General features: G+C 70.6%; 15 protein-coding genes. 2 read left to right on the top strand and 13 right to left on the bottom strand.

Going from position 1 to position 23942, the window contains the following annotated elements; all coding sequences use genetic code 11:
• From ONA70_RS20380 to ONA70_RS20425, 10 genes are all read right to left on the bottom strand, one after another.
• Nucleotides 1–1554: ABC transporter ATP-binding protein (locus ONA70_RS20380; RefSeq protein WP_265008055.1), on the bottom strand; the 1554-nt coding region annotated here is incomplete at its 3' end.
• On the bottom strand, nt 1551–3248 hold the full coding sequence (locus ONA70_RS20385) for an ABC transporter ATP-binding protein (protein ID WP_265008056.1): 1698 nt from the start codon (nt 3246–3248) through the stop codon (nt 1551–1553). The genes ONA70_RS20380 and ONA70_RS20385, both read right to left, overlap by 4 nt.
• 271 nt (nt 3249–3519) lie before the next feature.
• Nucleotides 3520–3828 (bottom strand): hypothetical protein, encoded by a 309-nt coding sequence (locus ONA70_RS20390; protein ID WP_265008057.1) that lies wholly within the window; start codon nt 3826–3828, stop codon nt 3520–3522.
• A 397-nt stretch (nt 3829–4225) separates the two neighbouring features.
• On the bottom strand, nt 4226–5059 hold the full coding sequence (locus tag ONA70_RS20395) for a mechanosensitive ion channel family protein (protein WP_265008058.1): 834 nt from the start codon (nt 5057–5059) through the stop codon (nt 4226–4228).
• A gap of 213 nt (nt 5060–5272) precedes the next feature.
• A complete protein-coding gene (locus tag ONA70_RS20400) occupies nt 5273–6907 on the bottom strand; it encodes a fucose isomerase (RefSeq protein ID WP_265008059.1) in 1635 nt (544 codons plus the stop codon).
• Complete coding sequence (locus ONA70_RS20405) at nt 6904–8442, bottom strand: FGGY-family carbohydrate kinase (RefSeq protein WP_265008060.1); 1539 nt, start codon at nt 8440–8442, stop codon at nt 6904–6906. Before ONA70_RS20405 ends, ONA70_RS20400 begins: the two co-directional genes overlap by 4 nt.
• Before the next feature lie 93 nt (nt 8443–8535).
• Nucleotides 8536–9630, bottom strand: coding sequence for a glycoside hydrolase family 172 protein (locus tag ONA70_RS20410; protein ID WP_265008061.1), 1095 nt, complete (start codon nt 9628–9630; stop codon nt 8536–8538).
• Nucleotides 9631–9654: 24 nt separating this feature from the next.
• The gene (locus ONA70_RS20415; RefSeq protein ID WP_265008062.1) at nt 9655–10491 is read right to left on the bottom strand and encodes a carbohydrate ABC transporter permease; all 837 of its coding nucleotides are present in this window, start codon (nt 10489–10491) and stop codon (nt 9655–9657) included.
• Nucleotides 10481–11452, bottom strand: coding sequence for a carbohydrate ABC transporter permease (locus tag ONA70_RS20420; protein ID WP_265008063.1), 972 nt, complete (start codon nt 11450–11452; stop codon nt 10481–10483). Before ONA70_RS20420 ends, ONA70_RS20415 begins: the two co-directional genes overlap by 11 nt.
• Before the next feature lie 56 nt (nt 11453–11508).
• The gene (locus ONA70_RS20425; RefSeq protein WP_265008064.1) at nt 11509–12906 is read right to left on the bottom strand and encodes an ABC transporter substrate-binding protein; all 1398 of its coding nucleotides are present in this window, start codon (nt 12904–12906) and stop codon (nt 11509–11511) included.
• 480 nt (nt 12907–13386) lie between these two features.
• Here ONA70_RS20425 and ONA70_RS20430 point away from each other — a divergent pair, with 480 nt between their 5' ends.
• Nucleotides 13387–14385 (top strand): LacI family DNA-binding transcriptional regulator, encoded by a 999-nt coding sequence (locus tag ONA70_RS20430; protein WP_265008065.1) that lies wholly within the window; start codon nt 13387–13389, stop codon nt 14383–14385.
• Between the two features lie 73 nt (nt 14386–14458).
• Here ONA70_RS20430 and ONA70_RS20435 read toward each other — a convergent pair whose 3' ends face one another.
• The 3 genes from ONA70_RS20435 to ONA70_RS20445 all read right to left on the bottom strand — a co-directional run bounded on the left by ONA70_RS20435 (nt 14459) and on the right by ONA70_RS20445 (nt 21303).
• Nucleotides 14459–17659, bottom strand: a complete 3201-nt coding sequence (locus tag ONA70_RS20435) for a DUF2961 domain-containing protein (protein WP_265008066.1) — start codon at nt 17657–17659, stop codon at nt 14459–14461.
• An 84-nt stretch (nt 17660–17743) separates the two neighbouring features.
• Nucleotides 17744–19792 carry an N-acetylmuramoyl-L-alanine amidase gene (locus ONA70_RS20440; RefSeq protein WP_265008067.1) on the bottom strand — a complete coding sequence of 683 codons (2049 nt, stop codon included), beginning with the start codon at nt 19790–19792 and terminating at the stop codon, nt 17744–17746.
• 44 nt (nt 19793–19836) lie between these two features.
• Complete coding sequence (locus ONA70_RS20445; protein ID WP_265008068.1) at nt 19837–21303, bottom strand: FG-GAP repeat domain-containing protein; 1467 nt, start codon at nt 21301–21303, stop codon at nt 19837–19839.
• Nucleotides 21304–21648: 345 nt separating this feature from the next.
• Between ONA70_RS20445 and ONA70_RS20450 the strand changes: the two genes are divergently transcribed.
• On the top strand, nt 21649–23942 hold a 2294-nt coding region (locus tag ONA70_RS20450; RefSeq protein ID WP_265008069.1), incomplete at its 3' end, for an FG-GAP-like repeat-containing protein.

Raw genomic sequence — 23942 nt, forward strand, 5'->3', positions numbered from 1 at the left:
TGTCGGATCGAGCGACGCGGTGGCCTCGTCGAGGATCAGCATGTACGGGTCGGCGAGCACGAGCCGGGCCAGCGCGAGCTGTTGGGCGTCGGCGGCAGCGAGTTCGCGGGCGCCGTCGCCGAGTTGCGTGTCGAGGCCGTCGGGCAGGTCGGCGTGCCAGTCGGCGCCCACGGCGACCAACGCGGAGCGCATCTGTTCGTCGGTCGCGGCGGGCGCGGCGAAGGCGAGGTTGTCGCGTAGCGAGCCGATGAAGACGTGGTGCTCCTGGGTGACGAGGGCGATCCGGCGGCGCCGCTCGGCCGGGTCGAGGTCGGTGATCGGGCGGCCGTCGAGGCTCACCACGCCCTCGCGCGGCGGGTCGATTCCGGCGAGCAGCCGGGCGAGGGTGGACTTCCCGGCACCCGACGGGCCGACGATGGCGAGGCGTTCGCCGGGGAGCACCTCGAGGTCGATCCCGTGCAGCACGTCGTGGCCGTCGGCGTACGAGAATCTCGCGCCGCGCACCACGAGCCGCCCGGACGGCGTACCCGCCGTGCCGCGCGGTTCCGGTATCCCGGTGGTGGCCGGGGCGACCGGTTCGGCCTGCTGGCTGACACCGAGCACGCGGGCGAACGAGGCGAGGCCGCGTTGCGCCTGCTCCACCCACTGCAGCAGCCGGTCCAAGGGATCGATCGCCTGTTGGAGATAGAGCGCGGCGGCGACCACCTCACCGAGCGTCACCATTCCTCGGGAGAGGAAGAACCCGCCGATGAGCAGCACCGCGGCGATCGGCAGCGCGTAGCTCGCCTCCACCACCGGGAAGAAGACGGACCGGAGGGCCAGGGTCGCCCGGCGGGTGGCCCACACCTGGCCGATGCGCCGCGTGCCGTACGTGATGCGGTCGGCACCCAGTCGGAGCGCCTCGACGGTGCGGGCACCCTCCGCGGTCGTGGTCAACGCCTCGGTCAGCTCGGCGGTCGCCGCCCCCTCGGCGAGGTACGCCGGCCTGGCGCGACGCAGGTACCAGCGGGTGACCGCGAAGATCGACGGTAGCCCGATCATGGCGGCCAGGCCGAGCAGCGGGTGCAGCAGGAAGATCGCGCCAAAGAGGAGCGCCAGTTGGGTCGAGGCGATGACGATGACGGGCACCACGTCTCGGACGGTGGTCCCGACGGTCGCCACGTCCACCGAGCTGCGGGTGGCGAGTTCGCCGGTGCCGGCGCGCTCGACGACGGAGACGGGCAGGTCGAGCGCCCGCGAGACGAACTCCTCGCGCAGCCGGGCGACGGCGCGCTCGCCGAATCGGTGGCCGGCGTACTGGGCGTACCTGGCGAGCAGCCCCTGGGCCAGCACGCATCCGCCGATCGCGAGCGCCAGGCGGTCGACGGCGGCGGCACCGGCACCGGCGGCGACCTCGTCCACGATTTTGCCCAGCAGCCGCGGTGCGGCGAGGCCGGCGACGGCGGCCGCGCCGTGCAGGACCAGCACGACGGCGACCGCGCGACGGTCCAGAGCGACGAGGTTCAGCGCGGCCCGGCGGACGGTGGCCCGGTCCGCGACCGGGAGCCCGGTCACCACAGCGCCCCGTCGACGTCGGCGGACTCGCTGTCCCGGGACACCAGCGCCCGGTAGCTCGGATCCTGTTCGAGCAGCTCGACGTGGGTGCCGGCGGCCACGATCCGGCCCGCGCGCAGGTGCGCGACCCGGTCGGCGCACCCGAGCAGCAGCGGCGACGTGGCCAGCACGACAGTGGTTCGTCCGGCCCGCGCCGCCCGGAGTCGCTGCGCGACGCGCGCCTCGGTGTGCGCGTCCACGGCCGACGTCGGGTCGACGAGGATCAGTACGTCCGGTTCGGCGAGCAGTGCCCGGGCGAGGCGTACCCGTTGTCGCTGGCCGCCGGAAAGCGTGCGGGCCCGGGCGCTGATCGGCGTGGCGAGCCCGTCGGGCAGGGCGTCGGCGACGTCCCGCGCCGACGCCGCATGCAGGGCCGCTCTGATATCGGCGTCGCCGGTGCCCGCCCGGGTACGCAGGATCTCCCGCAGCGTGCCGGCGAAGAGGTACGAGTCATGGTCGGCGACGAGGATCCGGGCCCGGACCTCGTCGAGCGCGATCCCGGCCAGCGGTACGCCGCCCCAGGTCACGTCGCTGGCGACGAACCGCCCGAGGCGGTCGGCCAGCGCGATGGCCTCGGCCGGGTCATCGGCGGCGACGGCGAGCAGCCGCCCGGCGGGTACCGCCAGCCCGGTGGCGGGATCGCGCAGTTCGGCGGGGCCGTCCGGCGCGGGCAGGACTCCCGTCCCGCCGACCCACGCAGCCGGCGCGGCGTCGTCCGGGGTCAGGTTGAGCAGGTCGACGATCCGGCGGGCGGCGACCCGGCCCCGGATCAGCTGGTAGCCGCCCTCGAGCAGGAACCAGACCGGCACGATGAGGATCGCCACGTACCCGTAGACGGCGACCATCTGCCCGATCGTGATGTCGCCGGCCGCGGCCATCCGCGCCGCCAACCACACCACGGCGGCCAGGAAGAGACCCGGGATGACGATCGTCAGCGCCTCGATCCAGCTGTTCACGGCGCCGACCCGGTATCCCTCGGTCAGCAGGTGCTGGGAGCGCGCCGCGTACCGGCGGGCGAACAGACCCCGCCCACCGACCCCGGCGAGTACGCGCAGCCCGGCCACGATGTCTCCGGCGCGGGTGGTGAGGACGCCCTGCTGCTGCCGGTAGACCGACTCGACCCGTTCCAGGCGGCGCAGCAGCGGCCCGACGACCACCGCCATCGTGGGCACGCCGAGCAGCACGAACAGCGCAAGGAGCGGGGAGACCGACCACAGTACGACGGCGACGACCGCGTACGCGACGACCGCTCCGACGCCCGGCCCGGTCATCGTCAGCACCGCCGACGTGTTCGTGACATCGGCACCGCCGACGGTGGCCACCTCCCCGGCGGCGAGCCTGCGCGGCAGCACGGCGCCGATCCGGGACAGTTGACGCAGCAGGACAGCCGCGGAGCGGGCCGACGCGTCCTCCCGGACGAACGTCATCGTGCGGTGCCGCATGATGCCCAGGTACGCCAGGCCCACCCCGGCGACGACGATCGCGGCCACCCACCACAGCAACGCCCGGTGATCAGACGCGCGCAGCCCATCGTCGATCGCGCGGGCGACGAGGTACGGCCGGACCGACAACCCGAGCATCCAGGCCGTACCGACCAGGCTACCGCGCAGCACCCGCCACGGCTGGCAGCGGACCAGCCACCAGATGTACCACATCGGACCCCTCGTATCCGGCACGCCGGGCTCGGGATGAGGGAGCTGCGGGGGCACCCGTCCAGGTTACCGATCAAGCGCGCCGCGGGCGCCCCTGCCGCCGCGGATCATTGGACAGGGCCGCGCTGGTTCCGTGACCCGGGTCCGCAGCGGCTGCACCAGGGCCAGGGCCGCGTCGGTCAGCGCCCCCGCGGTGTCGGCCTTCAGCTTCCGTCGTTGCACGGCGATCGCGGCGAGCACGCCGATTCCACTGGCGCCGCCACCCTGCGGTTGCTCATCCGACTGAACCAGGCCGGCGCCGGTCCGTGTCCTGAGGAGCAGACATGACGACCGCACAGGCGCCCGGTTCGCCGTACTGGGTGCAGCTGCTGATCGCCGTACTCGGACTGTTGGTCCGCACGATCTCGGCCGAGCGCAGCCAGGAGCCGACCGCCACCGCGGTGACGAATGCCGCCGCCACGACCGCCTGCCCGCCGGCGACGGCCAGCACCGCGACGACGTACATCGCCGCGATCGCGCCCAGCATCAGCACCGCGGCCAGTTCGATGCCGAGGCCGGTGCCGAGTTGTCCCGGCCAGAACATGCCCAGCAGACCCGCGCGGTGACGAGGACGGCGAACTCGTAGACGCGGTGGCTGGTCCGTTCATAGAAGTTCCCCATGGCGCATTCCCTCCCGGCTCGGCTGTGCGGCAAGCCGGTGAGTCCCAAGCCGGCGCGTCCCACGGCGCCACGGAGCGGCAGGAAGCCTGAGGTCGACACCGCCTGCGGTCGGCGGGAAGCTGAGGCAAGCATTTCCGCCGCCATCTGCTGTCGCGGATGCCGGCCGGACCGCTCGTCCTGCCCGCGGCGCTCACCACCATGAATCCAGCATATGCCCAGGTCAGAGGGGTATCCGCGCCCCGCGCGGCAAGTCGATCACCACAGCGCTCACGGCGGCAACTGTCCGATTATCGACACCGAAGCAGCCGGGCCGGCCGCGGTCAGGCGTCAATGTGCTTGCGGTCGCTGCCGCGGCCGGCCTCGCCGCCGGCGCTGAGCCCGGCTTCGGCGCCCGCGACGACGGCGGCAAGGACCGCGCCGTCCTGGGTCGGCGGCGCGACCACGCCGGAAGGGGTCCGCTCCGAGAGCTCGTCCTCGGCCGGGCTCGGCTCGGTGGGTGCCGGGCCGACCGCCGAGGCGAGCAGTGACGAGTTCGGGATGTTCAGCGGCCCGTCAGCGGTATCCAGCACGGTGTACAGTAATCCCGCCGACACGATGGCGCCGACGTGCGGGCCGTTGATCGCGCCGGACATCACCCGGACCCGCTGGCCCGGCACGTACGGACGGGCGAACAGCAGCACCAGGCCCGCGAACAGGTTGCTCAGCACCGGCTGGGCGGCAAGACCGAGGATGATGCCGGTGATCGCGCCGCCGACCAGAAGCTGGCTCAGCTCGACGCCGACCAGGTCGCACACCACGATGGCGGAGACCAGGTATCCCCCGAGCAGAACCACCAGCCGCAGCGGGGTGCCGGCCGCCTCGCCGGCCCGCGCCACCGCGATCCGGTGCACTTCCCGAGCGGCGGTACGGCTCCCGGCCACACCGAAGATGCCGACGACCACGGCACAGCCGTACGCGATGAGCCGGCTGCGGATCGCCGAGGCATGTACGCCACCGACCCCGTAGCCGGCGATCAGCGCGGCCAGCGCGACCAGCCCGAACACCACCGTCTTGCGGAAGTCAGGACGCACGCGCAGCTCGAACAGGTGCGCCGGGCCGAACCCACCGGAGGTGTGCGGCGTCCCACCGTTGTTCCGGGCCGCATTTCGCCACATCGCTGTTCCTCTCCGCGAGCCGATCGCCGTCAGGACCCTACCCTCGCCGCCCGCAGGCGCCGAGGAAGGTCTGACGGCCGCCCGGTGCCGACCTGGGCCGCCTCATCGGCCACACCCCGGCCCCCGCCGAGCGGCCGCCGGGCTGGCTGCGCGGCTGCCGCTCGGTGGGCGGAACCGGTCCGTCGACCTGTCGAGGGGCCGACGGGACGGCGGTCAGAGATTGACGTCGCCGCACAGATGCACGCGCACGCCCAGCTGGGCGAACATGGCGGCCTTCACCCGCAGCGCCTTGTCCGCCGTGGCGGCGTCGGGTGCGTACGCCACGTTGAGGTGGTTGGCCTTGTGCCGAGCCATCAGCTGGTCGCGGTCGACACCGTGGAGCACCGCGTGCATGATCGGCCACTGCGGGGTGGTGGCGGCCAGCCGCCGCTCGGTCTCCTCCGCGGGCAGCTCGACCACGGTGCCGCGGCCCAGATCGACGTGCAGCACACCGTCCATGATGAAGACCCGGGACCAGACGATCTCGCCCGGCTTCGACACGCCGCTCAGGGTGCCGCCGCCGAGCGGGAAGTACATCGGCGGCTGCCGCATGCTGTACGACTTGTCGTAGCCACCGTTGTGGGAGGCGGGCACCGACCCGGAGATCTCGAAGACCCAGACGAAGTCGTCCCCGTACCGCTCGCCCCAGCGGATGTCGTGCAGCGTGGTGGCCGGGTCGAGCCCCATCGCGGTCCAGATCCGGTTGGTGACCAGCGAGTCGACGGCGACCCCCTCGTCCACCTCGTTGAAGTGCGGCAGCGCCGCGCCCGCGTACAGCTCTCGGCTCCCGTCGCGGCTGCGCACCGGCGGGCGCTGGACGTTGTTCAGCAGCCCTTCCGCCAGGTCGCTCGCCGGAACGGTGTCCTTCAGTCCCTGCTGGTACTGGATGCCCACCGCGTCAAGGCCGAAGTCGTCGGCGATGCGCAGCGCCGCGACGTACATCTTGAACTGGCTGAGCAGCTGCTGCTCGGTCAGCTCGGTGGCCTCGTCGGTGCCGAGGTGGAAGGTCATGCCGGCGTCGTCCAGCCAGGCGCGCACCGCCTGGGCCTCCGCGTCGCTCACTCGGGCCATCTCCGCGACGAGCGCGCTCTGCGACAGCCGCTCCTTGTAGATGCCGAGCGGGTTGAGCAGCTCGTCGTCGATGATGGCGTTGTACATGCCCATGCAGCCCTCGTCGAAGACGCCGATGATGGCCTTCTCGGTCGACAGCTGCGCGGCGAGCGCCGTACCGAGCTGGACCTCCGGGCTCGCCGGCAGCGCGGGCAGGTCGCGGACGTGGCTCAGGTCGTGGGAGAGTTCGCCCGTCTCCAGCCAGGTCTTCAGCCCCTTGAGCGCCCACTCGTCGGTGAAGTCCTCGCTCCAGAGCACGGAGTGCCGCACTCCCGCCTTGGTGAGACTGGCGGTGAGGTTGAGCAGGCCGACCAGACCGGGGAACTGGCCGCTCCAGTTCGCCACGATCAGGATGGGCCCCTGGTGGCTGCGGAGGCCGGCAAGGACATGGTGGCTGTACTGCCAGACCCCCTCCGCCACGATCAGGGGCGCGTCGTCCGGCAGCCGCTTGAAGATCTCGATGCCGGCGCGCTGGCTGTCGATGAAGCCATGGCCCTTGTCGGCGTCGTACTCGTGGCCGCGCCGCACCTGCCAACCGAGCGCGGTGACGGCCGCCGTGAGGTCGGACTCCAGTTTCTGCTGTACCGGCCAGCAGGTGACGTTGGCGCTCGGGCGGAGGTCGCCGCTGGCAACCGTGTAGACCGTGCCGGGTTCGGCCTTGGGACGCGCGGCCGTCACGGGCAACGTGTAGGTGGTCATCGGGCGACTCCTTCGGTGCGTACTTCGTGGTGAGTGCGGACTGGGGCTGGGGCCATCAGGCGGGCCTGCCGGGCGGCGAGGCCGTGGGCGACATCTCGGGAGCCGGCGTAGAGCTGGCGGTACAGGGCGTAGAGCTCGTCGTAGTCGGCGGTGAGCTCGGGGCGGGGAGTCCGGACCTCGCGGATCGGGTTCCACACGTCGATCGAGACGTCGCTGATCACCTGCGCGGCGAGGAACGCCGCGCCGAAGCTCGCGCCGATGGTCTGCGCGGGGATCAGCTGGGCTCGCCCGGTGATGTCGGAGACGATCTGGGTCCAGAGCTCGCCCTGGGTGCCACCGCCCACCGCCACGACCCGGCGGATCTCGCCGCCGGCCGCCGCCATGGTCTCGATGTTGTGGCGTACGCCGAGCCCGGTCGCCTCGAGCGCGGCCCGGTACAGGTCGCCGCGCGTGTGGGAGACGGTGAGGCCGGCGATGACACCGCGGGCTTCCGGGTCCATGATGGGCGTGCGCTCCCCCGCGAAGTAGGGCAGCATGAGCAGCCCTCGGGCGCCGGGTCCGGAGCGTTCGGCGAGACGCAGCAACTCCGGGTAGTCGGGTGAGCCGAACAGCTCACGCAGCCAGCGGGTGATGGCGCCCGAGGTCGCCATGCCGGCGGCGAGGTTGCGGGTGTCGGGCAGGGCGCCGACGGTTCCCCACAGCGACGGGCTGGTCAGCCGGTTCGGCACGGTGTTGACCAGGAACATGGTGGTGCCGTACATGAGCATGAGGTCGCCCACGCCCTGGGCGCCGACGCTGATCGCCTCGGACCAGGCGTCGATGGTGCCCGTGATCACCGGGATGCCGGGTGGCAGTCCGGTGACGGCGGCCGCCTCCGCAGTCACCCCGCCGGCCACGTCGCCCGCCCAGCCGAGCGGCGGAAGGACCAGGTCGGGTGCGATCTCGCTGGCCCAGGGCTGGTACCAGGCCCGGCTCTCGGTGTCGTAGAGCGGGGTGCACTGGCTGGCGGAGTGCTGGTCGAGCACGTACCGGCCGGTGAGCCGGAAGGCGAGCCAGGAGCTGGGCATGAACAGGCGGCGGGCCCGCGTGAAGAGGTGCGGCTCGGTCTCGGCGATCCAGGCGATCTTCGCGCCCGCGGCCTGGCTGGAGAGGGCCGAGCCGCACCGCTGCAGGATCTCGTCCCCGCCGAACCGCTCGTTGAGCGTCGCGATCTGGCGGGTCGATCGGGTGTCGATGCCGTACAGGATGGCTGGCCGCAGCGGTGTGCCGGCAGCATCCGTGAGCAGTACGCACGGGCCCATGCCACTCACCCCGACGGCAGCGACGTCCGTATCGCCGGGTGCCAGGAGTTCCCGGGTGATGGCGACGAACTCCTGCCACCAGACCTCGGCGTCCATCTCGACCCAGCCCGGCTGGGGCCGGTCGACGTCGTGCTCCCGGGTGCAGGAGCGGATGAGCCGCCCGTCGAGGTCGACGAGCACGCCTTTGCTGCTCGACGTGCCGATGTCCACGCCGATGACGGCCGAAACCCCCATGTGATCCACCTTTTCAGAAATCGATTTCTCAGGTGAGCGTGATCGGGTGAAGCGCCGGCGACCGCCGAGGCGGCCGCCGGTGCGTCGCCCTCGTCAGCGGGCCGGGAAGGGGATCCGCTCGGCGACCGGCATCAGGTCGAAGGGACGATGCGGCAGGGTCTGGTACCAGTACGCCACCGACGAGAAATCGTCGGATCGCTTGTTCGCGTGACCGTGCTCGATCGTCACCCGGATCGACTCGGTGAACGTCACCGGGTCCTCGACGTGGAACCGGTACAGCGAGATCTCGCCACTCCAGTTCTCGCCGCCCGGCAGGGTGATGCCGTGGTACGGCGCGTGATGCGTCTGGGTGGGGCACCACGCGGTGTTGAAGTAGTCCTCGGTGCCGGTGCCGTGCAGGGACGGAGGGAACGGCTCACCGTCGATGAAGATCATGTCGTCGCCCTCGCCGTACCAGTTCCAGTCGCTGGTCTGGCGGAGGTTGCGGATGTTGAGGACGCAGCCGACGTAGTGCCCCCGGCCGACCGCGTCGAGGATGACGTAGTTGCCGTCGCCGGTCAGGTTGGTGCCCTCGACCTGGAACTGCCGGTTGCTCTCCGTGCCCTGCGGCACGCCGTCGGTCGGCCGTTCGCAGCGCCACTGGGCGTGGAAGTAACCCAGGCCGGCGGTGATGTCGTCGGCGGCGGCGGGCTCGAAGAGCTCGTAGTCGACGTAGTAGTAGAAGTACACCGGCTCGTGCTCGAGCTCGCTGATCAGCTCGACGCGCGCGTGCCGGGCGAACGGCATGTGGAACCACGAGTTGAAGGCCTTGCCGTCCTGCGGGCTCATCTGCAACGGCGCCGACACGAAGTTGGCCGTCTTGCCGTGCCCCATGCCGAAGAAGTCACCGAGCGGCACCAGCACGCTCGGGCTTGCCGCGTCGTCCCAGGTGATGCGGAGCACGAGTCGACGCAGGTAGTCGCTCTCGACGGCGTCGGGGACGTCGCGGTGCGGCAGGGCGACGGTGCACCAGATGTGGTTGATCGATCCGGGGCCGTCGATGTCGGCCAGCAGCGCGGTGCTGCCGGGGGCGACGGTGAGCCGGTCGTCGTTGCCGCCGGTGCGGTCCCAGCTCGAGGCCCGGCGCCGGCGACTCGTCCGCAGTCGGGGCAGGTCGCGCAGGCTGGAACCAAACTGGCCGTAACTCATCTCGTTTCCTTACGTAACGTGTGACTACTTGAGACCGGAGGTCTTGATGGCGTCGACCAGCCAGCGCTGGCCGATGAGGAAGGCGACCACGGTCGGGACGGCGGCGACGACGGTCGCGGCGAGCACGTAGTGCCAGCCCGAGACGTACTGGCCCTGCAGGGTGGAGATGCCGACCTGCACCATCCGCAGGTTCGGGTCCTGGGTGGCGATCAGCGGCCAGAGGAAGGCGTTCCAGTTGGCCAGGAAGAACAGCACGCTCAGCGAGGCCAGGGCCGGCTTGCTCAACGGCAGCACGATGGTCCACCAGCGCCGGAAGTAACCGCAGCCGTCGAGGTCGGCGGCCTCCTCCAGCTCTCTCGGGATGTTGAGGTAGTACTGGCGCAGCAGGAAGATGCCGAACGCGTGGAAGATCGCCGGCAGGATCAGGCCGGCGTAGCTGTCCAACAGGCCGAGCTGCTTCACCACCAGGAACAGCGGTACGAGGATCACCGGCAGCGACACCAGCAGCGTCGAGATGATCAGGCTGAAGATCAGCTGCCGGCCCGGGAAGCGCAGCCGGGCCAGCGCGTAGGCCGCCATCGAGTGCAGGGCCAGCGCGACCACCGTGACCGCCACCGAGACCACCGCGCTGTTGAGCACGTACCGGCCCAGCGGGATCTGGGTGAGCACGTAGGTGATGTTGTCCAGGGTGAGCCGGCTGGGCAGCCCCGGCCGGAAGACCTCGTCGCCCGGCTTGAACACGGTGACCAGCAACCACAGCAGCGGCGCGACGGTCAGCGCGGCGATCAGGTACGCGACCAGCGCCCGCACCCCGATACGCGGCCGGGGGCGGAGGGCGTGGGTGGCGGTGTCACTCGGCATGGAACCGGCCTCCTCGGGTCGCGACGAACATGATGCCGGTGGTGACGACCAGGAACGCCACCACGACGGTGGTCAGTGCCGACGCGTAGCCGTAGTGGTTGAAGCCGAAGGCCTGCTGGTAGATGTAGAAGACCACCGTGGAGGTGCTGTTGGCCGGGCCGCCCCGGGTCAGCACGTACACCAGGTCGAAGGCCTGCAGGCCGGTGACCGCGCCGACCATCGAGTTGACCACCACGAAGAAGCTGGTCGGCCGCAGCATCGGCCAGGTGATGTGCCGGAACCGCTGCCAGGAGCTGGCGCCGTCGATCATCGCCGCCTCGGTGTACTCCCGGGGGATGTCCTTCAGCCCGCCGAGCAGGATCAGCATGTTGTAGCCCATGAAGAACCACACGCTGATCAGGATGTAGGTGACCATCGCCAGGCCGGGACTGCCGAGGAACGACACATCGCCTAGGCCCACCGGGCGTAGCACGTTGGACAGCATGCCCTGCTTGTCGATGAGCAGGAACTGCCAGACGATGCCGACCACGACGAGGCTGATGACGTTCGGCGCGAACAGCGCCGCGCGTACCCCGCTGACGCCGGGGAAGTGGTCGCGCACCAGCAGCGCCAACCCCAGGCTGACCACGAAACACAATGGGACGAACGCGACGACGTACGTTCCGGTGACCCGCAGGCTCTGCCAGAGTTGGTCGTCCGACGCCATCAGGCGGAAGTTGTCCAGCCCGACGAAGGTGTATCCGCCGAAGCCGTCCGCCTCGTACAGCGAGACGCCCAGCGCGAGCGCCATCGGCAGCCCGACGAAGACGAGCAGGCCCAACAGGTCGGGCGCGACGAACGCGTAGCCGGCGAGGGCCTCCCGGCGTCGCCGCCCGGCCAGCGAGCCCCTCGCCGGGCCCGACCGGGGCGCATCCCCCGGCCGGGCCGTGCGGCCCGGGCTCTGTCGTTGAACGACTGTCATGGTGACTGCGCTCCTTGACTGATTCCGTGCCCGGGCATCCGGGCGTGAGCGATCCGTTACAGGATCGGGGCGCCCTTGTACCCCTTGAGGAAGGTGTCGATCTTGCCGGCCGCGTCAGCGGCCGCCTGCGCGGGGTTCGCGCCGTTCAGCATGGTCGCCTGGATCGCGTCGGAGATCGCCTTGTAGACCTCGGGGGTGTAGCGCGGCTCGCCGCGGCCGCCCGGGGCCACCTGCTCCATGAAGACCTTCAGCGCCGGCTTCTCGAAGGCTCCCGCCTTGGTCGCGGCGTCCTTGACCGACGTGCGCGCCGGGATGTTGGTCTTCACCACGGTGTTCCACTGGCGCATCCGCTCGACGCCGTCGGCGTCGGTCGAACCGAGCGCCCAGGCGATGAACTTCGCCGCCGCCTTCGGGTTGCCGCCCTTGGCGTTGGCCACGAACGCCCAGCCACCCATGTCCGTGGTATACGTGCCGACGGCCGGGACCGGCAGCGGGAAGACGCCGTACTTCACGTTCTTGGCGTCGGTCTCCATCTGGGAGACCGACCAGATCCCGCTCTGCTGCATCGCGCAGTAGCCGGCGCCGAGGTGCGCGGGCAGGTTGCCGCCCCCCTCGGCCTTGGTCTTCTTCGGCGCCGCGCCCGACTTGACCGCGTCCTGCCAGAGTCCGAGCGCCTTGTGCACCGCCTCGGTGTTGAAGCCCGGCTTGCCGTTCTCCGGGATCGCCGAGGCACCGCCCATCCACATGAACGGGTACCAGGTGAAGTTCTGGTAGTAGCCGGGAGCGGTCTCGAACATGACCCCGAACCGCTTCGGGTTGGTCAGCTTGCCGGCCACGTCGAGCAGCGCGTCCCAGGTCTTGGGCAGGTCGCCCTCGGACAGGCCCGCCTTCTCGAAGGCGTCCACGCTGTAGTACATGGCCAGCGGCTCGACCTCCATCGGCAGCCCGTAGACCTTGTCGTTCACCTTGCGGGTGTCCAGCACGCCGTCGCTGAAGTCGGAGATCGCGTCCGCGCCCAGGTGCGGGGTGAGGTCGGTGAGCACCCCGCCGTTGTAGTACCGCAGGAAGTCGCCGGGGCTGATGATGAAGATGTCCGGGCCCTTGCCGGAGGAGAACGCGGTCTGCAGGGCGGTGCCGCCCAGGTACTCGGTGACCGGCAGGTAGTGCAGCTTGATCTTGACGTCGTTGTTCTTGTTCCAGGTGTCGACCAGGTTGACGAACCACTTGCTCTGCGGGTTGCCGTCCGGGTTGGGGCCGTAGAAGTTCCAGAAGGTCAGCTCCTTGGCGTCGCCACCACCGCTGCTGCTGTCGCTGCCACAGGCCGACAGCAGCGGCGTGGCGCCGAGCAGGGTGGCGCCGACCAGGCCGCCGCCGATGCCGCGCAGCAGCGACCGGCGGCTGAGTTGAGTGGGAGGCCGGACGGAGGCCGGGGACGGTAGGTCCGAGCGAAACATGCGCAACGCCTCTCTGTTGGTGTGGGGGAATCCACCGCGGACCAGGGCCTTGGGGTGGCCCTTGCTGCGCCGACGGGAGGTGGTGGGGCAGGCGAGCAATCGATTTCTCAGCAATGTACGAGCCGACCCGGGACGAGTCAACCCTTCGCACCCCTCGGCGTTCGGCGGCGACGACGGCCGGCGCTCGGTACCGGTTGCCGACCCCGCCCGGCGTGACTGCCCGCGTGGGAGGATAATCGCTGCTCATACCGCTCAAGCCCCGGCCCCCGCGCCGCCGCACCGCCCACCCTCGGGGCACGACGGCGAGGCGACCCCGACCGGCAACTGGGGCGGTACACACGCCTCGGCCGGCACGGCCTCCGGCCGACCACTTGGAAATCGATTGCTAAGCAGTAGAATGCTGGCAACCCGCCCCGGCGATCACCGCTGTCGCCCGGTGGGTGATCAGCGGCGTCGGCGGACGCCAACGACAGGAGGCCGATGACGACAATCTACGACGTGGCGCGGCACGCCCAGGTGTCGCCGGCGACGGTGTCGCGGGTGCTGAACGGGCGAGCTTCCGTGGATCCCGTCATGGCCGCGCGCGTCCAGCAGGCGATGCAGGAGCTCAGCTACCGACCGAATGCCGTGGCGCGCAACCTCCGACTGAACCAGACAAATCTCTGGGCGGTCATCATCTCCGACATCGGCAACCCCTTCTTCACCGCCATGGTCCGCGGGGTGGAGGACGTCGCGCAGGAATCCGGCTACTCGGTGGCGCTGTGCAACAGCGACGAGGACCCGGAGAAGGAATCCCGCTACATCGCCGCGGCGGTGGCCCAGCGGATGGCCGGCGTGATCATCTCCACCTCCGGCCGCGCGAGCGTGGTCAACCGCCTCATCGAGGCGCAGATCCCCGTCGTCGCGATCGACCGGCAGATTCGCGGCGGGAACCTGGACACCGTGCTCGTCGACAACGCCCACGGGGCGGAGCTGGCCACGGCACACCTCCTCGACGGCGGGTACCAGCGGGTCGCCTGCATCACCGGTCCGCGCCGGATCTCCACCGCCGCCGACCGGCTGCGCGGCTACCAGCAGGCGCTGCGGTCGCGCGGTGTCCGGCCGGCGGATCAGCTGATCCGCTTCGCCGACTTCCGGGAAGAGGGCGGGTACCGGGCGATGGCGTCGCTGCTGGACGAGGCCGAGCCGCCCGACGCCGTCTTCGCCACGAACAACCTGATGACCGTCGGCGCGATGGAGTGCCTGGTCGACCGCGGCATCCCGGTTCCGGACCGGTTCGGCGTCATCGGGTTCGACGACATCCCCTGGGCGCACCTGGTCAAGCCGTCCCTGAGCACCGTCTCGCAGCCCACGTACGACCTCGGCCGGACGGCCGCCCTGCTGCTCACCGAACGCATCACGAACCCGGCGAAAACGCCCTCGACGGTCACCCTCCGGACCGGGCTTCAGGCGCGGGAGAGTTCCAGCCGGCCGCGCTGAGGCGGCGGAATCAGTCCGAGCCGCGAAGGCTGGCCGGGAGGCGCGGCTCACCGTCCTCCCGGCCATGATGTGCTCAGCCGAGGACCGCGGAGGGGCGCGGCAGATCGGTGTCGGGCGCGAACTGGTCGGACCACAGCCAGCCGTTCTGCACGAACCGGGTGCCGTCGGAGAGGCTGACGTAGACGTCGGCGGTGGTGCCCCGGGTGAAGCAGACCGCGTCGGCCCGCCCGTCGCCGGTGACATCGGCCGCACCGGGGACCTCGGTGCCCGCGGCGAACCAGTCGTGCCACTTCACCGCCGTACCGAACGCCGTGCCGGTCGACCGCGACACCCACACGTCGGCGGCGGTGCCGCCGGTGAAGGCGACCACGTCGTCGCGGCCGTCGTTGTCGACGTCCGCCAGCACCGGCACCTGCCCGTCCCCGGCCACCTGCCCGGACCACAGCCAGCCGTTCTGCACGAACCGCGTCCCGTCGGACAACGCCACGTAGGCGTCGGCGGAGGTGCCGCCGGTGAACGTGACGATGTCGTCGCGGCCGTCGCCGTCCACGTCACCGACCTGCGGCGTCTCGGTGCCGATGGCGAAGTTGTCGTGCCATTTCACGCCGGGCCCGAACCCGGACCCGGTGGACAGCGCCACGTAGACGTCGGCCGTGCCGCCCCGGGTGAAGGTGATGATGTCGGTGAGCCCGTCGCCGTTGACGTCACCGACCGCCGGGACCTCCTGGTCCACGGCGAACCAGTCGTGCCACTTCACGCCGGGCCCGAACCCGGACCCGGTGGACAGCGCCACGTAGACGTCGGCCGTGCCACCCCGGGTGAAGGTGATCGCGTCGGCCCGGCCGTCGCCGTTGACATCACCGGTGTACGGGATCTCCTGGCCGGCCGCGAACCAGTCGTGCCACTTCTCGGCGGGGCCGAAGGACGAGCCCGACGAGAGCGCGGTGTGGACGTCCGCGGTGCCGCCGCGGGTGAAGTCGAGTACGTCGTCGCGCCCGTCGCCGTCGACGTCACTGATGTTGCGGGTCCGGGTCGTCCCGGACACGGTGACCGAACCGGGACCGGCGTTGCCAGCGCCGTCGACGGCGACCACCCGGTAGTAGCGGGTCTGGTTGGCCGGCAGCGGGCCGTGCCGGAAGGACGTGCCGGTCGTGGTCCCGACGAGGTTGCTCGCCGTGATCGCGACGGCCGACGAGGTCGACGAGTACACCCGGTACTGGGTGACCCCGGCATCGTCCGTGGCGGGCGACCAGGACAGGGCCAGGGCGTGGACCCGGCCTCCGCCGACGGCCAGACCCGTCACGGCCGCCGGGGCGGTGGTGTCGGTGTACGGCGGCACCACGGACAGCGCGCTGTACCGGCTGGCCGTCCAGGCCGGCGAGCCGGCCTGCGGCGACAGGGTCACCGTGATCGACGACTTGCCGGCGGTCAGGGTGGCGGGCAGGGCGTACTCGTCGGTCAGCCAACGTTGGCCCGGGTTGCCGAGCGGCTGCGTCCACACGCCGGCCGGTTGGCCGTCGACCGACACCGCGGCGCTCTGGTAGCCGTTCTGCTGGTCGGAGGTGCGGCGTAGGCGTACGCCCTGGTTGGTGGCGTCGATGGCGAGCGCCAGGCTCACCGCGGCGGACGAGGCGCGCACCTGGTCCGTGACGGTCGTCGAATCGTCGTCGCCCTCGAAGACGGAGGTGAGCGTGGTGCCGCCACCGGCGGAGACCGCGGCCGTCTGCCGGATGCTCACCGTCGGCTGGGTGTAGAGGTAGGCGGTCGACCCGTAGGTGGCCGGCATGTCGTCGGCCGGGCCGTGCTCGATGCCGAACCGCAGCCCGGCGGCGTACGCCACCGCGTCCCCGATCATCAGCCGGTACGCCGAGTCGCATTCGTAGCCGCACCCGCCGGAGCCCAGCAGGTGGGCCGGGTTGCCGGTGAACGCCCCGCTGTAGGTGCCCCGGTTGAAGTACCAGCCGGACTCGTAGAAGTCCTCCGTGCCGGTGCCGTACAGCGCCGGGCTGGTCGAACCATCGACGTGGACCCGCTCGTCGCCCTCGAGGTAGTTGCGGGTGTTGCCGCTCGTGATCCGCCCGTGCACGGTCTGGGTGACGCCGACGAACCGCCCGCGCCCGGGCAGGTCGGCGAACGTCCAGTCCCGGCCGTCGGTGACCGCGCCGGAGCGCGCCTGGGTGGTGAAGTACCCGAAGTCGGTCAGCGCGTGCGGCGCCGAGGTGATCTCCGCCGCCACCCCGTTGACGCTGGTGCCGGTGGTGTTCGCCAGGCTGACCGTGGCGCTGCTCAGGAACGGCATCGGCCACCACGCGCTGTACCAGCCGCCCACGGTGGTGTCCATCGCGAACATCAGCGACCTGACCGGCCGCTCCCCCAGCCCCGAGCCGAAGAACTCGCCGACCGGGGCGTCGACCGTCTGCCGGCCGTCGAAGCTGATCCTGAGCCGGAGCCCGGCCAGCATCGCCTCGCTCGTCAGGTTGTCCGGGATCCGCAGCCGCAGCGCGGAGATGGCGCGCTGGCCGGTGAGGGTCGCGAGGGTCGCCGACGACTGGCGGGCGAGGTTGACGCTGGTGCTCACGGTCGAGGCGCCAGGCTGGGCCGGCTTCGGGTCGCGGGTGCCGGCGGCGGCCAGGTTGCCGAGCACGTCGGACGCGGGATCGCCAGGGTTGAAGGTGTCCACCCCCTGGGCGTCGGCAAATCTCCGGTAGGTCACGTGGTAGAAGAGCGGGTTGTTCTGGGTGGTGATCCGCATCGAACTGCGGTAGGGCATGGGCACCTTGATGGCCACACCGCCGGAGTTCTGGTCGGCGTTGGCCACCAGCGGCGCGACGAACGGCGCACCGAGACCGCCGTTGACGAGGTTCTGCAAGCTGGTGTCCACGACCGTGATCCCGTCGAGCTGGATCCTGATCCAGCCGGTCGCCGTGACGTCGCCGTTGTCGCGGGTGAACCAGATCGACTCCACCTCACCGGCACCGGTGTCCTCGGCGATCACGCAGCCGTTGAGGCTACGCAGGCAGGAGTACCGCCCGGAGAAGCCGTCGTCGTTGGAGCCGTCGCGGCCGAAGCTGGAGAACTGCCGGGTCTGCGCGCCGGTGGTCAGCACCGGCAACAGGTCCAACCGTCGGTAGACGTCCCAGCCGACCGGGCCGTTGGCCGGGGCGGCCTGCACCGCGGCGGCCGGCACCGTTGCGGCCCGGAGTGGCCCGGCGGAGGGTGGGGCGGTCAGGGCGCCGGCGGCGAGCACCAGCGCGGCAACGATGCGAGCGAGCATCAGGGATTCCATTCGGGAAGAGGAGGAGATCGAGAGCCCCGGCCGGGAGGGTGGGCCCCTCCCGGCCGGCGGATGTCGGTGGTCTCAGAAGGTTGTCTCGCCGGTCAGGCCGAAGTAGTCGTGCCACTTCGCGCCGCCCTGGAACCCGGTGCCGGTGGACAGACCGACGTACACGTCGTTGGTCGAGCCCTTGCTGAACACCACGATGTCGTCCTTGCCGTCACCGTTGAAGTCACCCAGATAAGGGAACTCCCCGGCCAGGCAGAAGAAGTCGTTCCACTTCACCGTGGTGCCCACGAACGCCGACCCGTTCGACGTCGCCGCATAGACATCCGCGTCGGCGTTGCAGGTGAACGTCACGATGTCGTCCTTGCCGTCACCGTTGACATCACCCACCCGCGGCTGCTCCCCACTGATCGAGAACAGGTCGTGCCACTTCGCCCCGGGCCCGAAGTCCGACCCGCTGGACAGCGCCACGTACACGTCCGCGGCGGTCGCCGGCCCCTGCGTGAACGTCACGATGTCGTCCTTGCCGTCACCGTTGAAGTCCCCCACCGCCGGGAACTCGCCCGCCGGCGCGAACCAGTCATGCCACTTCACCCCCGGCCCGAAGCCCGTGCCGGTCGACAACGCCACGTACACGTCCCCCACCGCGTCGTGGGTGAACGTGACGATGTCGTCCTTGCCGTCACCGTTCACGTCCCCCACCGCCGGCACCTCCGCACCCGGCGCGAACCAGTCGTGCCACTTCACCCCCGCGGCGAACGACGACCCCGTCGACAGCCCCACGTACACGTCGCCCAGGGATCCGCCGGTGAACGTGATGATGTCGTCCTTGCCGTCACCGTTGAAATCCCCCGACGACACCTTCTCCCCGCTCAGCCCGAAGAAGTCGTTCCACTTCACCGACGTCCCGGCGAACGACGAACCCGTCGACGTCGCCACGTACACGTCGTTCAGCGAACCCAGCGTGAAGGTCGCGATGTCGTCCCTGCCGTCGCCCGAGAAGTCCGTCGGCGAACCACCGAGGTACTGGCCGCCGCCGGAGTTGACCAGGGACATGTAGTAGTTCCAGTTCCAGTTCGGACCCGGGTCGGTGTGGTCGTTGCCGGGCATTTCGTTGTGTCCCTTGATGTGGTTGCGGTCGCGCGGCAGCCCCCACTTGTCGGCGAGGTAGCGGGTCAGCCCGGCCGAGGAGCGGTACATCGAGTCGGTGAACCAGGACGGCTGGTCCACGTAGCCCTCGTGCTCGATGCCCACCGAGTACGGGTTGGCGTCGCGCACGTGCCAGGCGGTGTCCTCCTCCCGCACCATCTGGGTGATGTCACCGTCGCCGGAGCGCACCACGTAGTGGGCGCTGACCTGCGCCGACGGGTTCTGGAACCAGTTGATGGTGCCGGCGTACGAGCCCTGGGTCACGTGGATGACGATCGTGGTGATCGCCGACGACCGGCCGGCCGAGTAGTTGGCGGTGCTCGCCGGCACCCAGTGTGCGGGCGGGTACTGCGGCACCGCCGCCGCGAGCGTCGACGGCGCGGGCGAGGCCGTGGACAATTCGCCGGCCGGGCGCACCTGGGCGTAACGGCCGAGCTCCGGCGCGGCGCGGTGCGCGGCGAACCGCCCGGGCACGCCCCGCTGCAGGAGCTGGTAGACGTAGTCGGCGGACAGCCGCGCGGTCCGGTCGTCGCGGGCGCCGGCGTAGGCGGCCACCGCCGGGTACCAGGCCGTGATCCGGTCCCGGTCCGCGCGGCTCAGCCCGGCCTCGTCGGCGTACGCGGACAGCACGGCGGCCGCGCCGAGGACGTTGGCCGCGACATCCGTGCGGAGCGCGACCGTGGCCAGGCCGGTGAGCGTCACGGCCTTCTCCAGGCTGTGGTTGGTGGGGTTGCTCGCCAGGTGCATCGGGCCGTAGCCGTTGTCCTGGCTGGCCAGGCCCCGGTGGTCCTGGAGGCGGGTCTCGCTGTAGCCGATCGCCATCAGTAGGTCCCGTGGCACGTCGTAGCGCGCCGAGGCCGTGGCGAATACGGCGTCCAGGCCGGTGCCGGAGGCCGGCCGGGCAGTGGCGGTGCCGGGGCTGGCCGCCAGGGCGACGGCCGCCGCCACCGCGACTCCGAGCAGTCTTCGTGTTCTCATCGTTCCTCCATCGAGCTGTCCGGGCGTCGCCGCCGCGGAGGTCGTCACAGGGTCGTCTCGCCGTTGAGGCCGAAGAAGTCGTGCCACTTCGCGCCGCCGAGGAAGCCACTGCCGGTGGAGAGCCCCACGTACACGTCGTTGGTCGAGCCCTTGGTGAACACGACGGCGTCGTCCTTGCCGTCGCCGTTGACGTCGGACAGGTACGGGAACTCGCCGCCGAGGCAGAAGAAGTCGTTCCACTTCACCGTCGTGCCGACGAATGCCGACCCGTTCGACAGCGCCACGTAGGCGTCGGCGTTGGCGTCGCAGGTGAACGTCACGATGTCCGCCCGGCCGTCGCCGTTGACGTCCCCGACGCGCGGCAGTTCGTTGCCGACCGCGAAGAGGTCGTGCCATTTCACGCCGGCGGCGAAGGACGAGCCGGTGGAGAGGCCGACGTACACGTCGGAGGCGCTCGACGAGCCCTGGGTGAAGGTGATGATGTCGGCCTTGCCGTCGCCGTTGACATCGGCGACCGCCGGGTACTCGCCGGCTGGGGCGAACCAGTCGTTCCACTTCAGGCCCGGCCCGAACGACGTGCCGGTGGAGAGCGCCACGTACACGTCGCCGCGGCCGTCCTGGTCGTGGGTGAAGGTGACGATGTCGTCCTTGCCGTCACCGTTCACGTCCCCGACGGCCGGGATCTCCGCGGCCGGGGCGAACCAGTCGTGCCACTTGGCGCCGGCGAGGAAGCCGGTGCCGGTGGAGAGTCCGACATAGACGTCGCCCCCCACCGCCGTGTTGGACGCTCCCTGGGTGGTGGACCCGTGGGCGAAGGTGATGACGTCGTCCTTGCCGTCGCCGTTGACGTCGCCGGTCAGCGCGGTCTCCCCGCCAACGGAGAAGAAGTCGTTCCACTTCTCGGAGGGTTCGAGGAATTGGTACCCGGTCGAGTTGCCGACGTAGACGTCGGCCAGCGAGCCCTGGGTGAAGGCGACGATGTCCTCCTTGCCGTCGCCATGGAAGTCTGTCGGTGAGCCCGCCGTCATCTCGGCGTAGCGGCGCGCGGTGGCGATCAAGCCCTGGGCGGTCCCCTGCGCCTGGTCGTAACGGTCGGGGAAGGCCGAACCCTGGACGCACTGCGCCACCTGCCCGGGGCTGTACGTCGGGTGGTTCCGATCGCAGGTGACCGCGCGGGTGAAGAACTGGGTCGCCGCGTAGACCGGGTCCATGATCTGTTCCGGGGCGCCCCATCCGTAGTCCCAGCGCTGCTGGAACACCCCCAGCGACGACTTGTCGCCACAGGCGAGGTTGTTCATGTGCGACTCGACCCAGCCGGCCTCGAACCCGGCCAGGAGCACCTTGTCGTTGACCACGACGTTCTTACCGACTCGGTGCACGACGAGCAGCACCGACGGGTCGGCGGTGGGCGGGATGTACGAGCAGGCGGCCTGGGCGGGGGTGGCAGTGACGCCGACGGCCAGGCCCGCGACGAGGAGAAGGGTGCCGAGGATGGCGCGAAGTCTTCGCATGGCTGCTCCGAGGACGAGGGTGCCCAAGCGGGCGCGGGGGATCATGCCCGCGCCGCGCAGGCCGGATGATAGATAGGGATCAATCGCGAAGCGGACAGGTTGCGGGCGAACTTACAACCATCGATGACTAGGCGTCAAGAAATCGTTTTCGCGATTGCCGCACACCATCGCTCAAGCGGGCCGCCCTCCGGCGGGTGGCAGCAGCGCCGCCACGGCCATGGATCAAGGCCAGGCACGCATTTGGCGCCCCTGAGGCCACTCCTCGACCTTGACCAACCAGGCTCGTGAATGTAATTTTCGCAGAAATCGATTGCTCACCTTGCCCCCCGCCCACGGGAGTGCGCGATGCGCCTACGTCACACCATCACCGCGACCGTCCTGGCCGTCGGCGTCCTCGCCGCCGCCCTGCCGGCCCCGACGGCGCCGCCCTGGCGGACCGCCGCGTCCGGCTCGCTGCCGACGAGCTCCTTCTTCTCCACCGTTGACATCGAGCAGCACGCCACGACACAGGCCAACGGCGACGGCGACCTGTGGGCCAACTGCTGGTCCGACGACGACAACGTCTACGCCGCGCACGGCGACGGCAAGGGATTCGGCGCCACCTTCGCCGACATCGGGGTCAACCGCATCAGCGGCGTGCCCGGCTCGCTGACCGGGACCACCCTCGCCCTCGGTGACCAGGTCGGCCAGGTGTGGACGCCCAACCACACCCGCAAGCCGACCGGCATGGCGTGCGCGGACGGCTCGCTCTACCTCGCGGTGCAGGACCTCGCCCTGGACTTCGACGACGCCCCGGCCGCCACCATCGCCCGCTCCACCGACCACGGGCGGACCTGGACGTGGGACCGCTCGGCGCCGATGTTCGGCAACGGGATCTTCACCACGATCATGTTCCTCGACTTCGGCCGGAACTACGCCAACGCGATCGACGGCTACGTCTACGCGTACGGGCTGGACGGCAACTGGCGGGACTCGTTCAGCGACCGGGTCGCCGACCCGGTTGACGTCTACCTGGCCCGGGTGCCGCGCGGCTCCGTGCAGAACCGCTCGACCTGGCAGTTCGTCTCCGGTTTCGATACCGCCGGCAACCCGCTGTGGACCTCGGACATCACCCGGCGATCGGCGGTGCTGCACGACGACCGCCGCATCTACCCCGACGTCATCACCGCCGGGCACGTCCGCAACCTGAGCGTGATCAGCCAGGGCGGAGTCGTCTACGACCAACCGCTCAACCGCTACCTCTACACCTCGTGGACCGAGTACACCTTCGAGTTCTACGAGTCGCCCACCCCGTGGGGCCCCTGGCGGCGGTTCGCCACCAAGGACTTCGGCGGCTACCCGTGGACCACCGCCAAGCACGGCGGATACGCCACCACCCTGCCGTCCAAGTACATCAGTGCCGACGGCCGATCACTGTGGATCCAGTCCAACGTCTGCCCCTGCGGTGGCGGCGGCACCTCCGTGTACACCTACTCCTTGCGGCGGATGACGCTGCAACCCTTCACCCCGACGACCGCCACCAACGGCTACGACCCCGGCCGCAACCTCGCCCGGGAGGCCGGCACCGTCCGCATCGAACGGGCCAACCACTTCGGCAACACCGCGTACTACAACGACGGGCGCCGCGACCTGAGCGAGGACGACTGGAACGACGAGCGCAAGACGGAGAGCTGGTGGGGCTACACCTGGCCACGCCGCTACCTGATGAACAAGGTCGTCTACACCACCGGAGCGATGTTCTCCGACGGCGGTTGGTTCGGCGGGGGCCTCCGCGTGCAGGTGCGGCGGGAAAACGAGTGGCTCGACGTACGCGGCCTGAAGGTGACGCCGGCGTACCCGTACGACAACACCGCCGGCGCGTTCCGCACCTACACCCTCGGGTTCGACCCGGTCGACGGCGACGGCGTACGTGTCATCGGCTCATCGGGCGGCACCGCGCGGTTCACGTCGATCGCCGAACTGGAGGTCTATTACGGCGACTTCGCCGGCACGGTGCAGACCGGCGCCTCGACCGACCTCACCGGTGACGGCCGCGACGACATCGTGGTCTTCACGCAGACGCCGTCGGCCGATGTGTACGTCGGCGCCTCCACTGGCTCGGTGTTCGGCGGCGGGGCGAAGTGGCACGACCTGTTCGCGCTGCCCGGTGAGACGCCGATGACCGGCGACTTCACCGGCGACGGCCGGGACGACCTCATCACGTTCACCCGCGGTTCACTGGCCGATGTCTACGTCGCACCGTCCACCGGGGGCGGCCTCGGCGCCACCGGCAAATGGCACGACTGGTTCGCCCCCGGCTCGGAAACGCCGCTCGTCGGCGACGTCAACGGCGACGGCAAGGACGACATCATCACCTTCACCCAGGACGCCAACGCCGACGTCTACGTGGCCCTGTCCACCGGCTCGTCGTTCGTCGGCACCGGGGCGAAATGGCACGACTGGTTCGCGCCGGCGGGCGAGGTCCCGGCCGTGGCCGACGTCAACGGCGACGGCATGGACGACATCATCACCTTCACCCAGGGCGCCAGCGCTGACGTCTACGTGGCCCTGTCGAACGGGTCGTCGTTCGGCCCCGGCGTACGCTGGCACGACGCCTTCTCCCCGGGCGGTGAGACGCCCCGGGTCGGTGACGTCAACGG

The organism is Micromonospora yasonensis (genome assembly GCF_026013475.1).
Taxonomy (GTDB): domain Bacteria; phylum Actinomycetota; class Actinomycetes; order Mycobacteriales; family Micromonosporaceae; genus Micromonospora; species Micromonospora yasonensis.

Coding starts and splice junctions, on each gene's coding strand:
- ONA70_RS20385 (WP_265008056.1), bottom strand. CDS start 3,248: ATGTGGTACATCTGGTGGCTGGTCCGCTGCCAGCCGTGGCGGGTGCTG.
- ONA70_RS20390 (WP_265008057.1), bottom strand. CDS start 3,828: ATGTTCTGGCCGGGACAACTCGGCACCGGCCTCGGCATCGAACTGGCC.
- ONA70_RS20395 (WP_265008058.1), bottom strand. CDS start 5,059: ATGTGGCGAAATGCGGCCCGGAACAACGGTGGGACGCCGCACACCTCC.
- ONA70_RS20400 (WP_265008059.1), bottom strand. CDS start 6,907: ATGACCACCTACACGTTGCCCGTGACGGCCGCGCGTCCCAAGGCCGAA.
- ONA70_RS20405 (WP_265008060.1), bottom strand. CDS start 8,442: ATGGGGGTTTCGGCCGTCATCGGCGTGGACATCGGCACGTCGAGCAGC.
- ONA70_RS20410 (WP_265008061.1), bottom strand. CDS start 9,630: ATGAGTTACGGCCAGTTTGGTTCCAGCCTGCGCGACCTGCCCCGACTG.
- ONA70_RS20415 (WP_265008062.1), bottom strand. CDS start 10,491: ATGCCGAGTGACACCGCCACCCACGCCCTCCGCCCCCGGCCGCGTATC.
- ONA70_RS20420 (WP_265008063.1), bottom strand. CDS start 11,452: ATGACAGTCGTTCAACGACAGAGCCCGGGCCGCACGGCCCGGCCGGGG.
- ONA70_RS20425 (WP_265008064.1), bottom strand. CDS start 12,906: ATGTTTCGCTCGGACCTACCGTCCCCGGCCTCCGTCCGGCCTCCCACT.
- ONA70_RS20430 (WP_265008065.1), top strand. CDS start 13,387: ATGACGACAATCTACGACGTGGCGCGGCACGCCCAGGTGTCGCCGGCG.
- ONA70_RS20435 (WP_265008066.1), bottom strand. CDS start 17,659: ATGCTCGCTCGCATCGTTGCCGCGCTGGTGCTCGCCGCCGGCGCCCTG.
- ONA70_RS20440 (WP_265008067.1), bottom strand. CDS start 19,792: ATGAGAACACGAAGACTGCTCGGAGTCGCGGTGGCGGCGGCCGTCGCC.
- ONA70_RS20445 (WP_265008068.1), bottom strand. CDS start 21,303: ATGCGAAGACTTCGCGCCATCCTCGGCACCCTTCTCCTCGTCGCGGGC.